Below are 21,268 nucleotides of genomic sequence, written 5' to 3'. Positions count from 1 at the left end.
GAGTTGCGTACGTGTCACACCCAGCGTCCTACCAGGTCCCGTCCCCGCACGGGACCAGAACCCGAGAATGATCACGACCTCACACAGGCCCTAGTGGGGAGCAGAGGGGGGTGGAGAACGGTCGTCAGCCCTGGGTGCCGTCCTGGTTGACGGGGTACAGGCCGAGCACGCTCTGCGGGTCGGAGGGGTTCACGCCCTTCACGTCGCCGACGTAGAGATTGATACGGGCCTTGTAGCGGTCGAGGGCGGTGCGGTTGCTCATGAACTCGCCGAGACCGAGCGGGTTCATGTTCTCGTAGTCGAAGATGCCCTTGCGGCCCGCCGGCGCGGCGACGTCGGTGCGGGCGCTCCATGTGCCTATGGAGTCGCGTTGGGCGTCCTTGGACAGCAGCCAGCTCAGGTAGAGCTTGGCGGCGGCCTTGTGCGGGGCGTTCTTGAGGATGGCACCGGTCTGCGGCCAGGCGACCCACGGCGACTTCTTCGGCAGGGTGGTCTCAGCGACGCCCGGGACGCCTCCACTCGTGCCGAAGCTCGCCACGTAGTTGTCGGAGCCGACCAGGTCGGCGGAGTCCTGGGTGCCGCGGACGAACTTCGGGTGCTGGGCGAGCAGCTTCTTCAGGTAGTCGAAGCCGTACTTGTCGGTGAGCTGTTTGAAGTAGTAGAGGACGGCGTCATCGTCGTTCGGGTAGGTGAAAACGAGCTTGTTCTTGAACTCGGGCTTGAGGAAGTCCTTGGCCTCGACGGGCGCGTCGTCGCCGAGCTTGGTGGCCGTGACGTTGGAGAAGGCGAAGAAGAACAGGCCGGTGTAGTAGCCGTCCTTGTCCTTGATCTGGTTGAAGACCTTGTTCCAGCCGGCCGGCTTGTACTTCTGCAGCACTCCTTCCTTCTTCCAGCGCGGGAAGTCGTCGACGGTCTGGAGGTGGACGACGTCGGCCACCACGTGGTGCTCGGCGATCTGGTTGTCGACTCGGGCATCGTGGTTCTTGCTGAAGTCGACAATGATGTCGACCTTCATCTTGGGGAACTTCTTGACGAACGCGTCCTTGAGGTAGTCCGCCTGGCCCGGCTTGTCACCGCCGGCGTAGACAACCAGGCGGCCGCCCTCGGCCGCGGCCTCCTTGTACAGCTTCTGCAACTGGTCTTCTTCACCCGTGCGCTTGGGGGCGGGTTCCGGAGAAGGGGTGGCGGCGGCGATGGTGGCACCGCTCGCGGCAAGTACGCCCAGGGCGGCGGCGACGGCCCATGTCTTGCGGTGGGACTTCACACTCGACTCCTTCGTGGTGGGGACAAGAAGGGGAAGCTTGATGCTTCAACTAACTGCTTTCACCCTAGGACAGGTGCTGCAAATCTGCAAGAAATCTCGGTGAGTGTCTGGGTGATCATGGAGGGTAGTCAGGAAGGATGGAGTTCGGCGCGCTGCCTCTGCCTCTGTCTCTGCCTCTGGAGGAGATCAGCGACGCCAGGGGAGGTCTGCGGGGAAGGCCGGGCGGTCCGGGCCCGTGAGGCCGTTGAGGATGATCTCGCACGCTTCACCGAAGGCGCGCGCCTGCTCGGGTGTCAGCCGGTCGAAGACGGCAGCCCGGACGGTGGCGACGTGACTGGGGGCGGCCTGCTCAAGGGCGGTCAGCCCCTCGTCCGTCAGCACGGCGAGCTGAGCCCGTCCGTCCCCCGGCGCGTCCTCGCGGCGCACCCAGCCGCGCTCCTCCATGCGGCTGACGGTGTAGGAGAGCCGTGTCCGGGCGATCTTCAGCTGTTCGGCGAGGTCTGTCATGCGCAGCCGTCGCTCGGGGGCCTCCGAGAGGAACACCATCACCGAGTAGTACAGGTGGCTGAGGTCGGCCTTGTGCCGCAGTTGCTGGTCGAGAGCGTCCTCTAGCACCAGGCTGAGGTCGCGGTAGGCGCGCCAGGCGCGCTGCTCCTCGGGGGAGAGCCAACGGGGTTCCATGGATCGCACTCTAGTGAGAGCTCCTTTGAGGGCCGTCGCTCAGACGCGGTTCCGGGGGCCTGAGAGCACCGGTATTGAGGTGGTTATCCGTACTGGATGAGGCGAAGGTCGACCGGGACAAACAGGGCCTCAAACGCTCGGGGATGACAGACGGCTACGGCATCCCGCGGGGCCGCGTCCTGGCCGGAGCGAACTGCCACGACGCGCGGCTGCTCGCCCCGACCTTGGACCTTCTGGACGGCCTGGGCCCGCTGCCCCACGACATCACCGTGCACCTGGACGCCGGCTACGACTCGGGCAAGACCCGCACCACCCTCGACGAACACGGGCTGCGAGACCGGATCGCACACAAGGGCGAGGAAGCTCCCGTCCAGGCCACAGGGCGCTGGCACGTAGAGCGCACCCACGCCTGGCAGAACGCCTTCCATCGACTCGCACGTTGCCTACGAACGCCGGATCGATGTCATCGATGCCTTCTTCGACCTTACGGATGCCGTCATCACCGTGCGTAACCTCACTCGCCGCGCCTGGACCACCCACCGCTGGGTCGACCGCCCCACCCGGCGACCATGACCACACACCCATCTGCGCGACTTCTCACCAGCTCCAGCGCAGCACCAAGGGAGAACGGGCGCTGTCCCTTGAGCTAACAGAGTCTGGCAGCCGTCCGCAGCGGTGGGTTACGGCATTGCCGCGAATGCCTGCCGGTGGTCGCGTGCCCACTGCTCGAACGTGCCCGCCGACCGGCCGAGCACCTGCGGCACGTGGTCGGTGATGTAGGCCGCACCGCCGGTGCGCGCCCAGCCGATGCCAGTGGCCATCCCGGCCGGCAACTGGTCGAGCGCATTCGTGTGGACGATCTTGACCGGCCGTTCCAGCACGCCCTCCAGGGTCGTCGCCTGATCTGCGAACGTCAGCAGCTCTGGCCCGGTCAGGTCGTACCGCTGCCCATCGTGTGCATCGCTGGTCATGGCGGCGACGGCGACCGCAGCCACGTCCCTCGGGTCGACGATGGCCTGCCGGGAGTCGCCGACCAGGTTCGGGATCGGTTCTCCGGCCTGGATCAGCGCCCGGTACCACAAGAAGTTCGAGGCGAAGCTCGGCGGGCGAAGCATCGTCCACACGAGCCCGCTGGCCTCGATCGCCTCCTCCGCGGCCACATGCCACGCGCCGACGGTCGCCCCGTCGAACCGCTCGCCGCTGCCGATCGCGGACAACTTGACGATCTTACGGACGCCCGCCGCCCGCGCGGCCGTCACCAGGGCGATGTCGTGGTCCGCGGTCGGCACGGGGGGCACGGTCACCAGGAAGACCGTGTCGACGTCGGCCACCGCGTGCGCCAGCGACGCCGGGTCGTCGAAGTCGGCCCGCACCCCGCCGGGCCGCTCGCAGCGGGATATCGCCCGGAACGGCACGCCCCGCTCGGTGAGCAGACGCACGACATGACTACCGATGGTGCCGGTGGCACCGGTAACAAGGATCATGGCCCGACGATGACAGGGCTCTCACACTGCGTGATAGGAATTTTCGGCACTATCGTGGGCCGCGTGAGTTCTCTCAACGTGCCGCCTGCCCTTGTGCGTTGGGTGGCCGGAATCGATGTCGCTACGGCGGGTGCTTCGGCGGTGGTCGATGTGCCCGATCACGCCACCACACTTCTCCTGCGCACTGACAAGCGCGAGCTGATCGTCATGGGCCCCCGCACCCGGGCCGCATATCACGTCGCCGCGCCCGGCCACTCGTGCGTGCAGGTTCGCATGCGGCCGGGGCGTGCCCAAGCCCTGCTCGGCCGTCCGCTGAACGATCTCGCCGACCGTGCCCTGCCGCTCCGCGAACTACCGGGCCTGGACGTCGACCAGCTCGCCGTCGACCCGGTGACCGCTCTCGAAAAAGCATTGGCCGACCGCCCGGAGCCGTCGGAGCGGCTCGAAGAGGCGGCGCGTCTACTGGTCGGCACCACTGTCACCGCAACCGCGGCCCGGTTGCGCATCAGTGAGCGCCGCCTGCACGCCCTGTTCACCGACGGCACCGGCTTGTCCCCCAAGCACTTCGCACGCATCGACCGCGTTCGCACCGTGCTCGCGGCCGATGCGGGCCGATGGGCGGACATCGCCGCGACGGCCGGCTACTACGACCAGTCCCACATGACGGCCGAGTTCCGCCGCTTCATGGGTGTCCCGCCGGCCGCGTTCACCGCGGGGCGGCGCCCCGCCGCGACTTTGTGCACGCCCTGAGTTCCCAGACTGGCAAAGGAGGAGTTGCAGCGGCTTGTCGAAGATGGTCCGATCGCTGATCCGCGTGCGGTGGCGGCCCAGCGGGTGGGTTGGATCGTGGACGGGCCGCTGCGGAAGCAGCGCCGCGAATTGGTCCCACAAGGGTTCGGTCAGCCATGACGGCAAGGCAGGCACAGGTCTCCCGGTGATCACAGAGCGTCGCACTCCCCATGATCACCAAGCCGTATGCCTCTTCTTCTCCTGAGGTGCCCCATCGCGCCTATCTGCGTGACTTCCTATTGCAGGCAAGTTGACGACGACTCCAAGCAGGCGTCCCAGCCCGCGAGGCGAGCAAGGTCAGGACTGCGCCGTCCGGAACGCGCGATACCGGCTGAAGGCTTCGTGGCTGTCGGGGGTGAAGCGCCACTCCAGCAGGGCCGACCGCAGCTCCGGCTCGGTGAGCCAGCCATGCCAGGCGACCTCATCGGGATCGGCGGCCACGGCGTCCGGCACCACGGCTTCGTGCACGCCGAGCCAGTGAGGGCTCAAGCCGCTGCGGTTGATGAACGTGAACAGCAGGCGAGGCAGCGCGCGAATGCCCAGCTCTTCGGCCAGTTCCCGCGCGGCGGCGCGTTCGTAGGACTCGCCGACATTCGCGGCGCCGCCGACCTCGACCTCATAGAGCCCGGGGAAGCGCGACAGCTCCTCCGACCGTCGGTGGACGAGGATCCGGCCACGCTCATCACGGCACACCGTCACGGCGACCCGATGTAGCCAACTCTCCCGGATGGCCTGCCGACGGCTGACCACCCCCAGTACGCGATCTTGATCGTCGACATGCTCCACCAGTTCGTCCACGACGCACACCCTGGCAGAGCCCACCGACAACGCCGCTTCTCGGAGACCCGCGAGGGCCGGTCCAAGAGCACCTGCGCCAGGAGGCCGGACGCGGACGGCGACAGGTGTCGTGCACATACGACACCTGTCGTGCTCAGGCTCAGTCATCCGGACCTCTACGATCTCGTGGTGATGATCTGGACGGAGCGCCCTGCCAAGACCGACGTCGAAGCGGTCGTTCGCCGCTACTTCAGCCTGCTCCGAGCGGGGAGGGTCCCTGAGGCCGAACAGCTCGTCGATCACTCGTCAGTCCGGCATGTGCTCAAGTCGCTCTGGGCCGGCTCGGTCGGAGCGAGCGCCGATGCGGAGGAGGCGAGCTGCGGCCCTGCGGCCCATGCGTGGGAGCGGGACCTGTCCTGGCTCCGCGACCTCGATCTCGGGGACTTCAACTGGGGCCACACTGGCAGTCATTTCTACGCCGAGGTCACCTACCGCGCCCAGGTGATCGAGGTGTCACTCGGCTTTTGGATCAAGCAGACCGACGCTGGCTGGGTCGTCGCGGGACCGTCCACCCTCTGGTAGGACACACGGACCGACCGACACATCACCGTCAACGCTTTCAACCCCGGCGCCATGCCCGGCACCGGCTTCGCCGCACCCACCGGGATCGCCTTCGTGCGCGGTGCGACGAGAGTCTTCGGCGCCGTGATGGGCAAGCCGATCGGGACGCAGGGCACCTCCACAGCATCCGGCGCCGCGCTCGCGAAGCTCATCACCGACCCCGCCCTGGCCACCACAACCGGCACCCACATCGACCGAGGAGTGCAGGCACCGTCAGCATCTCTCTCCCGCGACCGTGACAACGCCAGGTAACTCTGGCAGGCCAGCATGGACATGACCTGGCTGCGCGAGTCCGACACCATCTTTCACGGCCCGAGAGGGACGGCTACGGCCTGAAGAGATACTCCTGCCGTGTCGAGAAGGTGATCATCGACGAGGTGCACGCGGTCGCGGGCAGCAGGCGAGGGGCGCACTTGGCCCTTTCCCTGGAGCGGCTCGATGTGCTGCTGCACCGCCCGGCCCGGCGTATCGGACTGTCGGCGACCGTCCGCCCGGTCCAGGAGGTCGCCCGCTTCCTCTCTTCCTGGCGCCGGGTCGAGATCGTCCAGTCTCCCCGGGAGAAGAAGTTCGACCTGGCGGTCCTCGTCCCCGTAGAGGACGAGATCAGCCGTCGATGGTGATCGGCCCGTCGGGGATCCAGCCCTCGACATACCCCGAGACGAGCAGGGGCGGTTCGGAAGAGAACCCGGAGATGGCGAAATTGGGCCCGCCCGTTCTCCGCGCCTCCTTCCTGCGCCGCCACGCGCTGCACTTCCGGAGGGGCGGGTCCGCCTGGGAGGCCACATCTGACCGTCCGCGGCATCAGCCGAGCTCCCTGACCCGGCGACAGCGGGCGCTGTACCGGTGGGCCGTGGGGAAACGCTGACGTCAGCGGGCGGCGGGCAGGTTGAAGGATCTGCCGCTCGCTGGGCTGTCAGCACCAAGTCGCTCAGCACCAAGTCGTCCGGCACCCGGTCGCCCAGCGTCCAGTCACCAGGCCCCCTGCCTTACCGGAGCCCGTGGGTGCGGCCGGGCGCCCCTTGACCGGCACCGCGCAAGACGGCCTGCGCCGAGGCCAGGCGTTCCGTCTCGTCACGGTCGTCGCCGGAGCCGCCCGCGACGTCGTCCGCCCAGCTGAGCAACTGGTGCAGGTGAGGGTCGGTCGCGTCCGTGGCGACGTGGGGCTCGCCCACGACGACCTCGCCGCTCGTCCCGTCGAGGGCGATGAGTGTGCCTTCGGGCAGGACGCGCCCGCCCGCCCGGACACAGCCCGCGGCGGCGTCGACGGTGAGGCCCGCGGCCCCCACGACGGCGGGCTTTCCCATCGCCCGCGCCACCACGGCCGCGTGACTGGTCGGCCCGCCGCGTGCGGTGACGACTCCGGTCGCGGCGGCCAGGCCGTGCATGTCGAGCGGCGAAGTCTCGGGGCGCAGCAGGACGACCGGTCCACCGACCGCCAGCCGCGCCGCGCTGTCGGCGGTGGTGGCCACCCGGCCGACGGCGACTCCGGGGGAAGCCCCGGCCCCTCGGGTGAAGACGTCCCGCGGATCGATCTCCGTGATCCGCGGGGTCCGCACCTGGGCGAGCTGCTGGGGCGAGACGCGCAACAGGGCCTCGTCGCGCCCGATCGTGCCCGCCTCGGCGAGATCCACCGCGACCCGGACCGCGGCACGCCCGACGAACCGCCCGGGGCGCACCTGGAGGATCCACAAATCGTCTTCCTCGAAGGTGAATTCGGCGTAACACGCGTCGCGGTAATGCTCTTCCAGCCGGTCCAGCGCCGCCAACAGCCCTGCCCACACAGCGGGTTCCCGGTCGGCCAGCTCGCTCAGGGGGCCGGTGAGTGAGGTGCCGGAGACGACGTCGTCGCCCTGCCGGCCGAACAGCACCTCTCCGAACGGAACCTGCTCGCCGGTGTTGGGATCGCGGCTGAAAGCGACACCCGTACCGCTGCGCTCGTCGCGGTTGCCGAACACCATCGCCTGGACGGTGACCGCCGTGCCGAGGTCGTCGGGGATGTCGTGCAGCGCGCGGTAGGTCTTGGCGCGCGGGGTGTCCCACGAGGAGAACACCGCCTCCACGGCCAGCTCCAACTGCCGGGCCGCGTCGTCGGGTACGGACTCGCCGCTCTGGTCGCGGATCAGCCGCTCGACCTCGCGGATCGCCGTTTCCAAGCCGCTCAAGTCGTCGTCCTGCCCGCCGATGGCCCGCTCCGTGCCTGCCAGGATCTGCTCCGCGTCCGCCAGGCTGTGCCGGCCCACGCCCACGACCTCCGAGGCGAAGCTGGTCAGGAAGCGAAGCCGCGAGTCCAGCGCGAAGCGCGGGTCGCCCGTCTCCTCGGCCAGCGCGACGGTCGCCTCGGAGGTGAGTCCGAGGTTGAGGACGGTGCTCATCATGCCGGGCATCGACACGGGGCCGCCGGAGCGGACCGACACGGCCAGCGGCCGCTCCGGTCCGCCGAGCGTACGGTGCGCTGCGGCCTCCAAGTTGCGCACAGCGTCCGCCAGTTCGATGTCGAGGCCGTCGGGCACCTTCCCGGTGAGGAGGTAGGCGCGGCATGCCTCCGTACTGATGACGAACCCCGGTGGCACGGGCAGCCCCAGACGCCGGAGCACGATGAGCCCGTGGGCCTTGCCGCCGAGGACGTCCACGGTCTCCTCGACCTCTGCCGAGAGCGGGTGGATCCAGGTCATCGCGTTGTCATCTCTGCGTCGCCTCTGCTGATTCGGCTGCGGGGGAGAGGTGTGCCACGGGGCGGCGAACCGCGGGTCAGTGGCGCGGGATGCCGAGGGTGGTCAGCAGGTCCTCGTGGAGCTGGAACCACACGGTGTGATACGAGGCGGTGCTGTCCGTCACATACTCCATGGCGCCGGACCTGGCGCGGGCGAGCGCGTCGGCGAGCCGGACAGGGTAGCGCTGGAACCGGAGCAGCGCCGCGGACAGCTCCGCGCACAGCGGCTCGGCACGCTGGTGGAACTCCGTGAACCGGTCGAGGACCCGGGCGTCGTACGAGGAGTCGCTGTGGTTGTTCATCGTCATGCGGCCGTCGACGGTGCGGGTCTGCCAGGCCGTGCACAGGTCGAGCAGTTCGGGGTTGAGGACGAGGAACCGGTCGAAGGTCGCGGACAGCGCGGGCCGCACACCGGCCGCCGCGACCTCGTCGGCGATCCGCTCGGCGTCGGCGGCGCGGCCGGTGTCCGTGAGACCCCAGCCGCCGAAGTCGCCCGCGGTGCGTGTGACGAGCCCGGCGACGGCGAGGTCGATCAGCTCCGACTCGACGTCGGATTCGGGCAGTCCTGTGGCTCCGGCCACGGCGGACAGTCCCGAGAAGCCGATGCAGCGAAGGGTGTGGAGCACCAGCAGCTCGGTGCTGGTGGCGTTGGACGAAACGGGCTGGGTCATGGCGCGGCCCCATCGGGTTCGGTGTGGGAGACGTCTGCGGTGGTGCGGTGGACGGTGGCCGTGGCCGCGGCATACGCGGCACCTGGTCCTTGGGCTCGGGTGACGATCGTGTCGTTCTGAACGCGGACCGCGTACTCGGTGGTGTCGTCGGCGTCGGGAACGCCGACGGCCGACGCCAGCAGGCCGCGGTCGTCGAGGACGAGACGCAGGCCAGGCCGATCGTCGGGGCCGAACACGCGCCCCAGGCTGTGGGCGAAGTCGCCGATTCTCAGTCGGACGAGGCGGCCGATCTCGGCGGGGGCGGCGGTGGTGACGGCCACGGTGACCTGGTCACCGGCCGGTGCGGCGCGGACGGCCTCTTCCGCGGCTTCGAGGCGGCGGGTGCCGAGGACCGTGATCACGCTGTCCTCGGCGAACCCGACCGGACGCGGGTCGAGCAGGTCCCGCAGCTCCTGCGGCGGGTCCCACGGGTCGCGGCAGGCTTGCGCGGGCGGGACGTAGGGCAAGTGCGGCGGGTTCCAGGTGTCGGCGAGGGGAAGCCCGGCCAGGTGCGCGCAGGCCTGCGCGATGTCGAAGGGGTCTCCGAATCCGAGTGCCGGATCCGCCGAGGCGCCCGGGCCGTCCAGCAGCCGCAGGACGAGTTGAGCCCGCCGTACCTGGCGCGCGGGCGGCGCGACGACGGACCCGCGCGAGTCCAGCGACTCCAGCGTGAGTGCGAGCAACAGTGCCTCCAGGCACGTGACTTGGCCGAACGCGGCGCGCATCGGTTCGTCATCGAGCACCTCGGCCAGGGCACGCAGCCGCACGCGGCCGATGGAGGGGGTGTGGTCGGCCAGCGGCAGTCGTCCGAGCCGGATCCGGGCGAAGGCGCCGAGGGCCCCGGCGGTGGAGGCCCGGGCGGGGGAAGTCGGCGGGCGGGGGGACTCGACGCCGACGCTGTCCTCCGCGCCGACGCCGCCCTCGACCATGTCGATCAACACCGCCAGATAGAGGGCGCGTTTGCTCGGGAAGTTCGAGTAGACGGCGCCACGCGTCAGTTCGGCCCGCTCGGCGATCCGGTCCACCTTCGCCATGGCGTATCCGTGCTCGGTGAACTCGGCCTTCGCCGCGGTCAGCACAGCGGCGCGGGTGCGCTCCTGCTGCTGCGCCCGGGTCAACCGGCCCATCTGCGACTCCTTCCGTCCATTGATGCGTAGCCGTTCGGTGCGGAGCCGTTCCCGCGCCGCAGCACAGGTGTTGGCGCTCACGACACAAGATACCCAGAACATCCCGATGGTGAGAACATCCGAAAGCCTGGCCTTCGCGGGATACCTCATGACGATCGGCCGGGTGTGGTTCGCTGCTGGGGTGACTCAGGACTTGGAGACCGTCGCATTCGAATCCGCCGAGGCATTCCAGGCATGGCTCGGCGAGAACCACGCCGTCTCGCCCGGCATCTGGCTCAAGCTTCGCAAGAAGGGCCCCGGAATCACCGCGCTCGACTACACGCAGGCGCTCGACGCGGCACTCTGCTACGGCTGGATCGACGGCCAGAAGGCAAAGTGCGACGACCAGTGGTGGCTCCAGCGGTTCACCCCACGCAGGCCACGCAGCAAGTGGTCCAAAGTCAACCGGGACAAGGTCGCCGCCCTGATCGAGCAGGGCCGGATGCATCCGCCGGGACAGGCCGAGGTCGACCGCGCCAAGGCAGACGGCCGCTGGGAAGCGGCCTACGACGGCGCGAAGACCGCCACAGTCCCGGACGACCTCACCGCGGCCCTGACCGCCGACCCGGCCGCGGCGGAGTTCTTCGAGACACTGGACCGGCAGAACCGCTACGCGATCCTGTACCGGATCCACGACGCCAAGAAGGCCGAGACCCGGGCACGCCGGATCGAAAAGTACGTAGCGATGCTGGCGAAGGGCGAGAAGCTGCACCCGTAGTCACGGAAAGGAACCGTGGCCGGGTGCCGCCCCGGACTCCCGGCGCGCCTGCCGCCCCCACAGCAGCCACCAACCGCCGTCGCTGAGCGTAACGAAACGTCAAAGGCCCTGAGCAGACGCACCGCTCAAGATCGAAGACCCGGTCATCCTCGCTCCCGTTGGGCAGGGACACCTTCTGATCTCTTGATTCAAGCGGACAGTTCGCCCCGTGAAAGCGCGGGGCTATGGCGAGGAGGCGCGTGGTTTTGTCGATCTGTACTCGGCGAACGCTGCTCCCACAGGGGCCGGACGGCTTTCGCGGCCGAGGATCCGCAGCAGGTCGTAAGCCCGGACCTGGTTGGTGATGAGCGAACCGGCTCCGCGGAGCATGTCCGGCCCATGCGTGGCGATTTCCTTGAGGTTGACCTTGTTGCAGGCCACGTCCTCCAGCGGCCCGTCCGGTGGCCGCCTCCTCGCCGCTGGGCAGGCAGGCGCGCCGCAACCGCTGGTCGACGAGGTCGCGGAAGTGCGGAGAGAAGCGGAAGCCGATCCTCTTGTCCAGGCCCAAGGCCACGCCGGAGCGGGGGCGTTGTCGCTCGCCACCGTCTCCGGGCGCGCCGCCGTCGAGGTCCAGCAGGGCGTCCAGGATGTAGAGGCTGTCGAGCGGGGTGCCACGCACGACCATCGCGCCGATGCCGGCGACCTGGTCGTTGACGGCATCTCTGAGGGACTGCATCTGATGCCGCGCTCCGGTCCGGCCCCGGTGAAACACCTGCGGGGCGAGCGCCGAATGGGCTGGGCCTCCCCGGCGACCGAGCGATGGACCAAGCGAGTCAGTTTCCTCCCCTTCCTCACGGCAGGGGAGTGCCGCCCGTGGCGTTCAGGATCTCGGCGGTGATGAAACTCGCCTGGGGTGAGGCGAGGAAGACGAAGGCCGGCGCCATCTCGGCCGGCTGGGCGGGCCGCCCGAGCGGTGATTGCTTGCCGAACTCGGCCGTGTCCGGGAGTGTCGCCGGGATCAACGGAGTCCATACCGGGCCGGGCGCCACGGCGTTGACGCGAATGCCGGCCGAGGACAGCATCTGCGCGAGCCCCTGGGTGAAGGTCACGATCGCGCCCTTCGTCATCGCGTAGTCGAGCAGATGCGGGCTCGGCTTGTATGCCTGCACGGACGTGGTGTTGATGATGGAACCGCCTGCGGGAATGTGTGGCAACGCCATCTTGCAGAGCCAGAACATGCCGTACAGGTTGGTGCGCATCACCCGGTCGAACTGTTCTGTCGAGATCGCTTCGATCCCGTCGGGTTGCGACATCTGGTAAGCGGCGTTGTTGACGAGGATGTCGATGTGGCCGAACTCGTTGAGGGCGCGCTCCACGAGGCGGCGGCACTGCTCCTCCTCACGGATGTCGCAGGGCACAGCGACGGCCTTGCGGCCCGCGTCCTCGACAAGGCGTGCGGTCTCGGTGGCCTCCTGCTCCTCCTGCGGCAGGTAGGTGAACAGCACGTCGGCTCCTTCGCGGGCGTAGGCGAGGGCCACGGCCCGGCCGATGCCGGAGTCGCCGCCGGTCACTATCGCCTTGCGGTCGTGGAGGAGTCGGCTGCCTTCGTAGGAGGTTTCGCCATGGTCGGGAGGCGGGTCCATCGGGCCGGTCCACCCGGGGTGGTCCTGGTCCTGCTGCGGGAATTCGGGGCGGGGGTGCTTGTCGGTGGGGTTCTCAGGCACGGGGTTGCTCCTCAGTCGTAGATCGGCGGGCCACGGCGCGGCGGTACCGGGTGGTGAGCGGGGGGTGTCGAGCCGATCGTCGAGGCACGCGACCCCAGCCGCCCTCTGTCCGGCACGAGCCTCACGGGAGGCAGCCCCCGTTTCCGCGCTCCACCACCGCACGCCGCCCGGGCAGCGGGCCGGGCGCCTGTAGGGAGGCGCAGGGGGTGCGCGCCGTCCTTGCTGAGGCTCCGGGTGCCCCCGCCGCAGTGATCCACACGGCAGACCCGGGCCCCGCTGGGACAGGCGAGCAGGTGTCAGCCCCCAGCCACGCGCGAAGGGCGGTACCCGGCGGGATGCTCGGCGGCCATGCGAATGAGTCTGGTGGATGCCGGATCCCGCACGGATCGCCCCGGGCGGCGGATGCCGAGAACGCAGGCGTACCGCGGGGCGCACCACGGATGGCAGGCGCAGCCGGCGCGGCGGACCGCGACTCGTGGCACCTGAGCGGGGGAGAACTCATGGTCTGGCCCGGACCGGTTTGAGTCCTACGACGCGGGGCACACAGCGCGGCAGGTGCTTGGGATGTCAGGCCCACCCGCGAGAGCGGCCGACAGGCGGCTGTCCCCGGTGCGTGCTGCCCCGAGTTCCTCTCGCGACTGTCTGTCCGCAGTGCGGCGAGAGGAGAGAGCCGATGAGTACCACGCGCGTTTGCCACCCCGCGCAGCGGTGAGGCACCCGTGTCTCCGCAGCCGGCCCGGGCGGGTTGTGCCCTGCCCCCGCGCCGTCATTGCCCCAACGAGCCCCGGCCCTGTTCTGACGTGCCGCGTGCGGGAGTTCCTCCCCCGAGATGACGCGGGCCGGCATCGACTCAAGGGCGCGGCGCCACCGGGACGGGCGTCCCGCCTCTGCCCGATGCGTGTGCCGACAGCCGCACCCTCGCAGCGACAGCGATTTCTCGCCCCTGCACCTCGGACCCCGCGTGACCCGAGGTCACACCCCCAGCTTCGTAAAAGGGAGACGCTCTCATGATGATGGTCCACCCCACCGTCCTCGCCGACTTGCTCAAACAGTACGAAACCCTGCGGGCCCACCCCGGCAAGGAGGACAACGCCCAGGTACTCCAGCGCCTGGACGATGTCTCCTACACCCTGTGCATCGCCACCGGCACGCGCGACATCGACGCGGCGCTGACAGCCGCCCGCCATCAGCTTCAGGGCGCCCACGCCGAAGTCCACTCGGTGAGGGCCGCCACCTGACATGCGCCACGGTGAAGGCCGCACCGCCGACCGGCCAAGCGCGACTGCCACGGGCTGTGGGCTGCCGTACCCGGGGCGGACCGGAGTCCGATTCCACCCAGGCCTGAAGGCCGGGCCACCCTCGGAGACCCGAGCGCTCTTCTCGGACTCGGTGCGTCGGCCGCCTGCCGTCAAACGATCGTGTGACGCCAGGCGGGGACCATGTCGAAGCGCTCCAAAGAGCGCGCTGAGGTTGATCTTGCCGGGGCCCGGCTGGTTCGGTTGGCGCGAAAGGCCGACCGAACCGCTCGCACGCACCTGCCCTGGGGGTTTGCCGCCGTGGTCAGCCGTGCTCAGGCTCCACGGCGAGCCACAATTCGGCGTCGGCCTCGGTCTTCTCCGGCGACAGGCGGGTGCGCAGGATCTCAGGCCCGGTGCGGGTGCGATACGGGTTCGAGGGGAACCACTCGGTGAACACGTCCCGCCACAGTTCCTGGATGGCCTGCGGAGCCGGCCCGGAGGTGGTGAAGACCGCCCAGGTGCCGGCCGGGACGGCCAATGCGGTCGTGCCCTCCGGAGCGGCCGCGGAGGTGATCACGCCGTGGTGGTAGTCGAGTTCAGTGCCCTCGGCGCGGCTGGGGTCCATGTCGTCGCAGACCGCGACGATGCCGTGCGGCTCCTGGTCCGACAGCTTCTCCAGGCGCTCCAGGGTCTGCGGATCGATCCCACGGACGAAGTCGATGATCGCCTGGTTCGGCCCGGCATGCACCAGGGGTACCCGGGTCGCGAGCCCGACGACGGTGAAGTCCGTCTTGTCCACGATGCGGTATCGCATGCGGTTGCTGCCCTCGATGGTGAGGCGGAAGGCCATCCGGGACTGGGAGATGAGTGCGGCGCCGGTACGTCGGGCCTCGCCCGGTCCGATGCCGTGCATGGCACGGAACGCACGTGCGAACGCCTCGCCGGAGCTGTAGCCATAGCGCACGGCGATCTCCAGCAGCGTGTCGTGCCCCGCGAGCACTTCGGCGCCTGCGAGGGTGAGCCGGCGGCGCCGGATGTACTCCGGCAGCGGCATGCCCGTGAGCGCGGAGAACATCCGGCGCAGATGGTGCTCCGAGGTGGCCGCGATACGTGCCAGCTCGGCTACGTCGATGCTCTGGTCCAACTGGCGCTCGATGTGCTCCAGGGCCTGGTTCAGCCGCTCCAACATGCCCGCTCCTCTTCCCTTCCTCACCACCGCCCTGCTGGCGGTGGCCGTGCAGCACAGCTATCCGCCGCTGTGGTCGGTGCCTTCTCCGTCCGGACCGGGTGTGTGCTGTCCCAGACCCCGGCGAATCGCGATCTCCACGGGTGAGTACGCGCCGTCAGCCCGCTCCAGTTCGTACGGTGCGGCCGGCATCAGCGGTGGCTGCGCCATGAAGCGCGGCCGAACCCCATGGTGCGGCTGTGCCGCGTGCACCAGGAACGGATTGCACAGGAAGACGTCGCCCGGGAACCCGGTGGCAAGGGCGAGTGGCCGGTGGTCGGACGCGGCCACCAGATCGGGGGCGAGGGTCAGCCCGCTCGCCCCGTCCTCCCCGTATTTCTCCAGCACCTTCGGCACATCGAGATGCGAGCCGACCCGGATCCGGGTCGGGGCGTCCTGTTCACCGACCTCGCTGAACAGGAACAGCATCAGCAGCGCTCGGCCCCGCGAGCGCAGATTGGTGAAGTACCAGCTCTCGCCCTCCGGCAGATAGCTCCCCTCGATGTGCCAGCCCGCGTCGTCCGGCTCCTCCTCGTGCGGGAAGCGCAGCGGGAACGTGCCCAGCGAGTAGCGGGGCTCCCAGCGTCCCGCGCCGACGAGGAGGTCGTACGCGCGCTGCAGCGACGGGGAGTTGGGTGCGGCGGCGAACGGCCCCAGCGCCATGCCGTCCACCCAGTGCACGGGCTGCGTCCACGTCGAGGGGTCGTCCGGGTCGCAGCCCGTCTCTCGCCACAGCAGCCGCGCGCAGTCCGCGGCCACGCGCGGCGCGACGGCACCCTCCAGCTTCACGAAGCCGTCGCGAAGGAAACGGGATACCAAGGTCGTGTCATCCATGCCGCCATCGTGCGTCGACACCGGGCCCGGTCACCCGACATTCTCCGCACCGCCTTTGTCGGGTGATCACCGGAGCGTGGATCAGTTCACCGGCGCCGGCGCTCGCGCCGACCTGATCGCCCTCGGCCGTGCCCTCGGCCAGCGTCCACGGTTCATCGACCACTTCGCGATGATCCGGCAGATCAAGGCCGAGATGCAGCACTTCTTGCCCGCTCTGATCGACACCTGGCAGCAGGCAGGACCCCTGCGCGTCCAAGCACCAAGTCGCTACGTCCGGTTCGCCCGGCGGGATGGCCCGCACCCGGCCCGGCACGGCGTGGGGCGATGCTGTGGGCCGTGGCGCGCTGGCCTGCGGCGTCTTTCGTCCGTTGGGCTGTTGCGGGCGGTGGGTCAGGAGGTGCTCCAGGCGCGCAGTTGACGGCCGATGAGGCCGACTCCGGCGGTAGCGGAGGCTGTTTCCCGGACCAGGGCTACTGCTTCCTTCGGTGTGTACGTGAGCCGGCATCCGTTGAGCGCCAGGTACGCCTCGGCTGCGTGCCAGGCGAAGGGCTCGTTGGAGTGCTCCAGGCAGGGCAGCCGCACCAGTGTGTGGAGGAGTGCTGCGGCTTTGAGGTGAAGGGAGCCGTACACGTCGTGGTCCAGGGCGCGCGCGTTGACCCGGGCGACGGCCGCATACAGGGGGCCGTAGTCATCCACCTGGGGGGCGCCCGGCACGAGCTCGGCGGCATGGAGCAGGAAGGCCACATCGAGCGGGTGGAGGGGGGCGTTCTGGTTCACGCGGCGTGGCCCCGGCCTGGCTGCCGTCCGTCGAGCTCATGGCGTGCCTGGAGCTCGGCTGTGCGCTGCTGGGCACTGGGATCGACCGTGCTGCTTTCCTCGGCGAACGCGGCTGCGCTGTGGGCCATCGAGGCACGGAAGGCGTCGAGGAAGGCGTTTTCCACGGCGGTGGCGCGGTCGTAGGCGGCGGAGAGGATGTATTCCTGCAGGCTGACGCCCTCTTGCTTTGCGGCGGCTTCGATCGCGGCGTGCTGGGCCGGGTCGGGGAAGCGCAGACTCATGGCCTTCGGATGCGTCATGGTATCAACGGTATCGTTGATACCGGCGGCCGGTCCAGGGTGCTGAACCGGGACAGGCACGCCGGCCGATGAGGATGGGCAGACGAGGTCCCCGGCCCCGTGCGGATGGCCGGCGCACCCGTCGACGTGCCGGCACTCCCGATGGCGCCCGCCCGGGTGACCGGGGTCGGTCTTCCGGTGATCTTGGGCCCGCTGTTCCGCCGGGATCTGTTCGGCGGGGGTGGGGCGCAGGGCCGTCGAGTGAAGGGCCGCGCGGCGGCCTGCCCCTGGGCCTTTGCCCGGACAGGTACTACAGGCACCGGGGCCTCCAGGCCCTGTAGAACCTCCGAGCCCTGTAGGCCCTACAGGGCTCGGACGCACACCCTCCTGTACGCCACTTCCGGCACATAGGTCCGCCACTGCTCCCGCGAGAGGTTCGCCCCTGTGCCCGCCCGGGCGCACACCTGGGTGGCCGCCCGTTCGGGGTCGACCGCGTACCGCTGGAGGGGGACATGGGCGCTGCTCGCGTACAGGGTGGCGCTGTCGGCGGTGAAGGCGAGCGAGTCGATCATCTCGCCCGGGGTGGTCAGCGGGCCGCCCAGGGGCTGTTGGGTGGCGATGTCCCAGAGCTGAAGTGTGCCCGTGGTGCCCCCGACGGCGAGGGTCGCGCCGTCCGGGCTGACCGCCAGCGCGCTCACAGCTTCCGGAATCGCGCCCAGGGGAGCGGGGAAGACGTTGCGCAGAATGCCCGTGCGGTCGTTCAACTCGCCGTCCCACAGGGCGACCCGTCCGGTGAGGTCGCCCGCCGCGAGGCGTGAACCTTCGGCTGCGAAGGCGAGGGCGCTGATCTGTTCGCCCTGGACGAGCCCCGTGCCGGTGACCTTCCCCGCGCGGAGATCCGCGGTGCGGTTGTCACCGACGAGGAGGCTGCCGTCGGGGTGGACGGCCAGGTGGGTGCTGGTCAGGCCGGTGAGGACGGTCGCGCGGCTGCCGGTTCGGGTGTTCCACGCCTCGTCGACCGGTCTGCCGGAGATCGGCAGGCGGGCCGCGTAAAGGGTGCCGCCGTCCGGTCCCAACGCCAGGGCGGCCACCGGGGCGGCGTACTCGGGCGGCGCGAGTTCCAGGGTCGCCCGGAGCCGGTCACGGGCCACGTCCCAGACCGTGAAGCGTTGCGGCGAGGCCTCCCGGCCAGGCACCGAGACGCCGTACGAGAGCGCCCCGCCGTCGGGGCTGAACGCGAGCAGGGCCACCGTGTGTGCCGGGATCACCGGGTCGGCGGGGTCGGCCGGCACGGGCGGGGGCGGGGCGGGGAGCGTGCGCAGGAGGCGGCCGTCGGAGGTGGCCCGCAGTTCGAAACGGTAGCGGCCGGCGACGAGTTGGGCGGTGGCGTACGTACGGGCGTTTGGGCTCACGCGTACCGCCGTCAGCGGGTCCTTGTGCCAGGCCGGTGTGACCGCCATGCCCAGTTCCAGGCAGTGCACGGCGCCGCCTTCGAGGTAGCGCAGGGCGGTCCGGCGGGCGGGGTCCCAGGAAAGGCCGTACAGGTGCTGGTTGTTGAGGGGGTGCCGGAACACGGGGGCCACCGGGGCCGACAGGCGCCACACCCGGATCTCCGCACGGGCAGCGGTCGCGAGGAAGGCGCCGTCCGGGGTGAACGCGGCCCGCTTCGCACCCGGTTCGTCGAGATGCGCGACCTCGCGGGCGGACGCCGTGTCCCATACCGTCACGCCGGACGCCGAGAGCGCGGCGAGCCGGCCGCCGTCGGCGCCGAACACCAGGGCCGTCGCTGCCGCCTCGTCGCACAGGCCGCGGGTCCGTTCCCAGGGGCCGGGACGGACGCGGTGGCCGGCGATGTCCCAGACCTGCGGCGACCCGCCCGCCGGGCAGACGGCGACCAGGCGGCCGTCCGCGCTCACGGCGGAAGTCACCGGGCCGCCCGCGACCGGGCCCTTGAACAGCACGCCGCCGCCGGTGACGGACCGCAGGCTCACCCGGTCGCCCTCGATGCCGCTCACGACGTAATGGCCCTGGGCGATGTCGACGACGGAGGTGCGGGGGAGCGGGCGCGGGCCACCGGTCCAGCGGCCGGTGGCCGTGTCCCACAGGCGGATACCGCCGGCGTCGGCGACCGCGAGGACCCGGGCATCGGGGCCGGCGGCGAGTACTTCGCCGGCGGGGAGGGGGCCGGAGGCGGTGCGGCGGCCCCCGGGCACGTCCCAGGTCCGCCAGGTACGACCCTCGACGCTGAGCAGCGTACGGCCGGAGTCGGCGAGGAAACGCGTGGGGCCGTCGCCCGCCGCCGGGTCGGTGAACACGGCGTGTTCCACCTGGGCGAGGGAGCCGAGCAGCGCCCGGCGGGCCTCCGGCAGCGGCGAGATGCGCCAGGCGGCGAGGCCCAGCAGTGTCGCGGTGCGCGGATCGGTCGTCCGCATCGCGTCGGCGAGGTCGGCGACCCGGCGCGCGGCGGTGTCGGTGCGGTGCCGGGTGTTGTCGACGCTCAGGTGCCAGGCGGCCAGCCCGCCCATCAACGCCATCACCACCACGGCGGACAGCGCGCCGACGAGGCAACGGGAGCGCCGGGTGGCACGGGCGGCGGCCCGTGCCTGCGCCGCGCGGGCCGCGAGCGCCGCGTCGAGGAACTCCCGTTCGGGCGGGGTGAGCCGGCCCCGTTCCCCGGTCGGTTCACCGGCGAACAGGTCCTCGGCGCGGGCCAGTCTGCTGCCCCGGACCAGCGCACCCGGGTCGCGGTCGTGCTCCAGCCAGAGCCGGGTCTCCTCGGCCAGCCGCCGGTGGTGACGCAGCCACTCCCGGTCCTCCTCGATCCAGTCGCGCAGCCTCGGCCAGCAGGTGATCAGCGCCTCGTGGGCGAACTGGACGCCGTCCTCGTCGGCGGTGAGGAGCCGGGCCCGGGCCAGGCGTTCCACCACCACGGGCACATGGCCGTCGCCCGACTCGGCCAGTTCGGCCCGGGTCAGCGGGCGCCGGGTGTCGGCGCCGCCCTGCCCCGGTTCGACCATCCGCAGCAGCAACTGGCGGGCACTGCGCGCCTGGGCGGGGGTCAGCTGCCCGTACACCTCCTCCGCGCTCGCCGCGATCGCCCCGCGCACCCCGCCCGCCGCCTCGTAGGCGGCCAGCGTCAAAAGCCGGCCCCGGCGACGGCGCCAGGTCTCCAGCAGTACATGCGAGAGCATCGGCAGCGCGCCCGGCCGGTCGAGGACCTCCTCGACGATCCGCGTGGTCAGTTCCCGCTCGACCAGCAGGCCGACGGCCGCCGCAGGCCGGGTCACCGCCTCCCGCAGCTCGTCCGCCGTCATCGCCCCGACCAGCAGCCCGGCCCCGCCGAGCGCGTCCGCGAGTTCCCCCTGCTCGGCGCAGCGGGCGTAGAAGTCGGCCCGCACGGACACGAGTACACGCAACCGGCTGTCCGGGTCCCGGGCGGTCAGCAGGAGGTCGACGAACCGGGTCCGCTCGGCGCGGTCGTGGCACAGGGTGAAGACCTCCTCGAACTGGTCCACCACCACCCAGCTCTCCGGTTCCCCCTCCCTGGGGGCCAGCAGGTGCCCGTACGTTTCGGCGGGCCGCTCCCCGGGCGTGAACACCCGCACCACGGCAGGCGCGACAGAAGAGTCCGGGGCGTCCGGCGAGCCGGGGGAGCGGGGGGAGGCAGCCGTGACCGGGGTGCCCGGCTCGGAATTCCGCCCCGGGCCGGAGTTCTGTCCCCGCCCGGCGCTCTCCTGCTGGAGGCGGGGTATCAGCCCGGCCCGCAGCAGCGACGACTTCCCGCTCCCCGACGCTCCGAACACCACCGCGAACCTGTGCTCCCGCACCAGCCGCAGAAGCTCGCCGACCAGTCCGTCCCGCCCGAAGAACAACTCCCGGTCGTCCGAATCGAAGGGGGCCAGCCCCCGGTAGGGCGCCACGGCCGCCCCGTCCTCGTCACGGGCGGCGGACGCGGTCTCCACCTCGGCGTCCTTCCAGCGCGGATCCCACTCACCCGGGTCGCCCCCGCACGCCCGCACATACCCCTGGACCACCGCGAGCGACGGCAGCCGCTCCCCGCGCGCCGCCTCGGACAGCGTCGCCGCCGAGAACCCGGCCGCCTCGGCCATCCGCCGGTACGAGGGCCCGCCCGCCGTCCGCCGCAGTTCCCGCAGCTCATGGGCGAACCGCTGCACCGGACCGGCCTGCGGGTCCACAGGCCTCTCGGGACGCCCCATGAGCTCCACCCTCCCCATCCCCGTACAGCACAGGAGTCACATCACAGTCACATCACAGGGGAAAACGGGCCGCGCG

At 70.6% G+C, this 21,268-nt stretch carries 19 protein-coding genes and 4 pseudogenes; 8 read left to right on the top strand and 15 right to left on the bottom strand.

Annotated elements, in window-relative coordinates; all coding sequences use genetic code 11:
• Positions 1 to 124: 124 nt before the first annotated feature.
• On the bottom strand, positions 125 to 1,264 hold the full coding sequence (locus ACZ5VD_RS42155) for an ABC transporter substrate-binding protein (RefSeq protein ID WP_468551728.1): 1,140 nt from the start codon (positions 1,262 to 1,264) through the stop codon (positions 125 to 127).
• A gap of 186 nt (positions 1,265 to 1,450) precedes the next feature.
• Positions 1,451 to 1,945: a MarR family winged helix-turn-helix transcriptional regulator gene (locus ACZ5VD_RS42150; protein WP_149828807.1), complete on the bottom strand. Its 495-nt coding sequence runs from the start codon at positions 1,943 to 1,945 to the stop codon at positions 1,451 to 1,453.
• A gap of 107 nt (positions 1,946 to 2,052) precedes the next feature.
• On the opposite strand from ACZ5VD_RS42150, the pseudogene ACZ5VD_RS42145 reads away from it, so the two are divergent.
• Positions 2,053 to 2,518: pseudogene (locus ACZ5VD_RS42145) on the top strand (transposase); the annotation flags it as partial.
• Between the two features lie 107 nt (positions 2,519 to 2,625).
• On the opposite strand, the gene ACZ5VD_RS42140 reads toward ACZ5VD_RS42145, so the two are convergent.
• Positions 2,626 to 3,429 (bottom strand): NAD(P)H-binding protein, encoded by an 804-nt coding sequence (locus tag ACZ5VD_RS42140; protein ID WP_468685772.1) that lies wholly within the window; start codon positions 3,427 to 3,429, stop codon positions 2,626 to 2,628.
• Between ACZ5VD_RS42140 and ACZ5VD_RS42135 the strand changes: the two genes are divergently transcribed.
• Complete coding sequence (locus tag ACZ5VD_RS42135) at positions 3,388 to 4,179, top strand: helix-turn-helix domain-containing protein (protein ID WP_468685771.1); 792 nt, start codon at positions 3,388 to 3,390, stop codon at positions 4,177 to 4,179. The two genes, ACZ5VD_RS42140 and ACZ5VD_RS42135, sit on opposite strands and share 42 nt — an antisense overlap.
• On the opposite strand, the pseudogene ACZ5VD_RS42130 reads toward ACZ5VD_RS42135, so the two are convergent.
• Positions 4,081 to 4,353 (bottom strand): annotated as a pseudogene (locus ACZ5VD_RS42130) (IS5/IS1182 family transposase); the annotation flags it as partial. The gene ACZ5VD_RS42135 and the pseudogene ACZ5VD_RS42130 overlap by 99 nt on opposite strands.
• 162 nt (positions 4,354 to 4,515) lie before the next feature.
• Positions 4,516 to 5,016, bottom strand: coding sequence for an NUDIX hydrolase (locus tag ACZ5VD_RS42125; RefSeq protein ID WP_468551732.1), 501 nt, complete (start codon positions 5,014 to 5,016; stop codon positions 4,516 to 4,518).
• Between the two features lie 129 nt (positions 5,017 to 5,145).
• Between ACZ5VD_RS42125 and ACZ5VD_RS42120 the strand changes: the two genes are divergently transcribed.
• The 3 genes and pseudogenes from ACZ5VD_RS42120 to ACZ5VD_RS42110 all read left to right on the top strand — a co-directional run.
• The gene (locus tag ACZ5VD_RS42120; RefSeq protein ID WP_468685770.1) at positions 5,146 to 5,577 is read left to right on the top strand and encodes a hypothetical protein; all 432 of its coding nucleotides are present in this window, start codon (positions 5,146 to 5,148) and stop codon (positions 5,575 to 5,577) included.
• Positions 5,578 to 5,628: 51 nt separating this feature from the next.
• The gene (locus tag ACZ5VD_RS42115; RefSeq protein ID WP_468685768.1) at positions 5,629 to 5,868 is read left to right on the top strand and encodes a hypothetical protein; all 240 of its coding nucleotides are present in this window, start codon (positions 5,629 to 5,631) and stop codon (positions 5,866 to 5,868) included.
• A gap of 101 nt (positions 5,869 to 5,969) precedes the next feature.
• Positions 5,970 to 6,215, top strand: a pseudogene (locus tag ACZ5VD_RS42110) (hypothetical protein); the annotation flags it as partial.
• Between the two features lie 387 nt (positions 6,216 to 6,602).
• Here the strand turns inward: ACZ5VD_RS42110 and ACZ5VD_RS42105 are convergent.
• From ACZ5VD_RS42105 to ACZ5VD_RS42095, 3 genes are all read right to left on the bottom strand, one after another.
• The gene (locus ACZ5VD_RS42105; RefSeq protein WP_468685766.1) at positions 6,603 to 8,288 is read right to left on the bottom strand and encodes a pyruvate, phosphate dikinase; all 1,686 of its coding nucleotides are present in this window, start codon (positions 8,286 to 8,288) and stop codon (positions 6,603 to 6,605) included.
• Positions 8,289 to 8,364: 76 nt separating this feature from the next.
• Positions 8,365 to 8,997 carry a transcriptional regulator gene (locus ACZ5VD_RS42100; RefSeq protein WP_468685764.1) on the bottom strand — a complete coding sequence of 211 codons (633 nt, stop codon included), beginning with the start codon at positions 8,995 to 8,997 and terminating at the stop codon, positions 8,365 to 8,367.
• Entirely contained in the window at positions 8,994 to 10,163 is a 1,170-nt protein-coding gene (locus ACZ5VD_RS42095) for a TetR family transcriptional regulator (protein ID WP_468685763.1), read from the bottom strand. The genes ACZ5VD_RS42100 and ACZ5VD_RS42095 overlap by 4 nt, the downstream gene beginning before the upstream one ends.
• 148 nt (positions 10,164 to 10,311) lie before the next feature.
• Here ACZ5VD_RS42095 and ACZ5VD_RS42090 point away from each other — a divergent pair, with 148 nt between their 5' ends.
• Entirely contained in the window at positions 10,312 to 10,920 is a 609-nt protein-coding gene (locus ACZ5VD_RS42090) for a YdeI/OmpD-associated family protein (RefSeq protein WP_468685777.1), read from the top strand.
• A 255-nt stretch (positions 10,921 to 11,175) separates the two neighbouring features.
• Here ACZ5VD_RS42090 and ACZ5VD_RS42085 read toward each other — a convergent pair.
• A pseudogene (locus ACZ5VD_RS42085) lies at positions 11,176 to 11,620 on the bottom strand (Tn3 family transposase); the annotation flags it as partial.
• Between the two features lie 130 nt (positions 11,621 to 11,750).
• Entirely contained in the window at positions 11,751 to 12,623 is an 873-nt protein-coding gene (locus ACZ5VD_RS42080) for an SDR family oxidoreductase (protein WP_468551740.1), read from the bottom strand.
• A gap of 1,007 nt (positions 12,624 to 13,630) precedes the next feature.
• On the opposite strand from ACZ5VD_RS42080, the gene ACZ5VD_RS42075 reads away from it, so the two are divergent.
• Positions 13,631 to 13,861, top strand: coding sequence for a DUF5133 domain-containing protein (locus ACZ5VD_RS42075; RefSeq protein ID WP_468551741.1), 231 nt, complete (start codon positions 13,631 to 13,633; stop codon positions 13,859 to 13,861).
• A gap of 322 nt (positions 13,862 to 14,183) precedes the next feature.
• Here ACZ5VD_RS42075 and ACZ5VD_RS42070 read toward each other — a convergent pair whose 3' ends face one another.
• The gene (locus ACZ5VD_RS42070; protein WP_468685761.1) at positions 14,184 to 15,050 is read right to left on the bottom strand and encodes an AraC family transcriptional regulator; all 867 of its coding nucleotides are present in this window, start codon (positions 15,048 to 15,050) and stop codon (positions 14,184 to 14,186) included.
• A gap of 57 nt (positions 15,051 to 15,107) precedes the next feature.
• Positions 15,108 to 15,920, bottom strand: coding sequence for a phytanoyl-CoA dioxygenase family protein (locus ACZ5VD_RS42065; RefSeq protein WP_468685760.1), 813 nt, complete (start codon positions 15,918 to 15,920; stop codon positions 15,108 to 15,110).
• 76 nt (positions 15,921 to 15,996) lie between these two features.
• Here ACZ5VD_RS42065 and ACZ5VD_RS42060 point away from each other — a divergent pair, with 76 nt between their 5' ends.
• A complete protein-coding gene (locus ACZ5VD_RS42060; protein ID WP_468685759.1) occupies positions 15,997 to 16,338 on the top strand; it encodes a hypothetical protein in 342 nt (113 codons plus the stop codon).
• Here ACZ5VD_RS42060 and ACZ5VD_RS42055 read toward each other — a convergent pair.
• From ACZ5VD_RS42055 to ACZ5VD_RS42045, 3 genes are all read right to left on the bottom strand, one after another.
• On the bottom strand, positions 16,311 to 16,697 hold the full coding sequence (locus ACZ5VD_RS42055; protein WP_468685758.1) for a fic family toxin-antitoxin system, toxin component: 387 nt from the start codon (positions 16,695 to 16,697) through the stop codon (positions 16,311 to 16,313). The two genes, ACZ5VD_RS42060 and ACZ5VD_RS42055, sit on opposite strands and share 28 nt — an antisense overlap.
• Positions 16,694 to 16,996, bottom strand: coding sequence for a type II toxin -antitoxin system TacA 1-like antitoxin (locus ACZ5VD_RS42050; RefSeq protein ID WP_468685755.1), 303 nt, complete (start codon positions 16,994 to 16,996; stop codon positions 16,694 to 16,696). Before ACZ5VD_RS42050 ends, ACZ5VD_RS42055 begins: the two co-directional genes overlap by 4 nt.
• A gap of 341 nt (positions 16,997 to 17,337) precedes the next feature.
• Positions 17,338 to 21,192 (bottom strand): nSTAND1 domain-containing NTPase, encoded by a 3,855-nt coding sequence (locus tag ACZ5VD_RS42045; protein WP_468685753.1) that lies wholly within the window; start codon positions 21,190 to 21,192, stop codon positions 17,338 to 17,340.
• Positions 21,193 to 21,268 lie beyond the last annotated feature (76 nt).

This window comes from Streptomyces sp. NPDC032822, assembly GCF_055578825.1.
Note: the sequence above shows the minus strand (reverse complement) of the source record. Positions and strands in the feature narration are given on the sequence as shown.

What these genes read in the sequence shown, in the direction of transcription:
- ACZ5VD_RS42150 (WP_149828807.1), bottom strand. Translation starts at nt 1,945, where the DNA reads ATGGAACCCCGTTGGCTCTCCCCCGAGGAGCAGCGCGCCTGGCGCGCC.
- ACZ5VD_RS42135 (WP_468685771.1), top strand. Translation starts at nt 3,388, where the DNA reads ATGACTACCGATGGTGCCGGTGGCACCGGTAACAAGGATCATGGCCCG.
- ACZ5VD_RS42140 (WP_468685772.1), bottom strand. Translation starts at nt 3,429, where the DNA reads ATGATCCTTGTTACCGGTGCCACCGGCACCATCGGTAGTCATGTCGTG.
- ACZ5VD_RS42115 (WP_468685768.1), top strand. Translation starts at nt 5,629, where the DNA reads ATGCCCGGCACCGGCTTCGCCGCACCCACCGGGATCGCCTTCGTGCGC.
- ACZ5VD_RS42105 (WP_468685766.1), bottom strand. Translation starts at nt 8,288, where the DNA reads ATGACCTGGATCCACCCGCTCTCGGCAGAGGTCGAGGAGACCGTGGAC.
- ACZ5VD_RS42100 (WP_468685764.1), bottom strand. Translation starts at nt 8,997, where the DNA reads ATGACCCAGCCCGTTTCGTCCAACGCCACCAGCACCGAGCTGCTGGTG.
- ACZ5VD_RS42095 (WP_468685763.1), bottom strand. Translation starts at nt 10,163, where the DNA reads ATGGGCCGGTTGACCCGGGCGCAGCAGCAGGAGCGCACCCGCGCCGCT.
- ACZ5VD_RS42090 (WP_468685777.1), top strand. Translation starts at nt 10,312, where the DNA reads ATGACGATCGGCCGGGTGTGGTTCGCTGCTGGGGTGACTCAGGACTTG.
- ACZ5VD_RS42075 (WP_468551741.1), top strand. Translation starts at nt 13,631, where the DNA reads ATGATGATGGTCCACCCCACCGTCCTCGCCGACTTGCTCAAACAGTAC.
- ACZ5VD_RS42070 (WP_468685761.1), bottom strand. Translation starts at nt 15,050, where the DNA reads ATGTTGGAGCGGCTGAACCAGGCCCTGGAGCACATCGAGCGCCAGTTG.
- ACZ5VD_RS42065 (WP_468685760.1), bottom strand. Translation starts at nt 15,920, where the DNA reads ATGGATGACACGACCTTGGTATCCCGTTTCCTTCGCGACGGCTTCGTG.
- ACZ5VD_RS42050 (WP_468685755.1), bottom strand. Translation starts at nt 16,996, where the DNA reads ATGACGCATCCGAAGGCCATGAGTCTGCGCTTCCCCGACCCGGCCCAG.
- ACZ5VD_RS42045 (WP_468685753.1), bottom strand. Translation starts at nt 21,192, where the DNA reads ATGGGGCGTCCCGAGAGGCCTGTGGACCCGCAGGCCGGTCCGGTGCAG.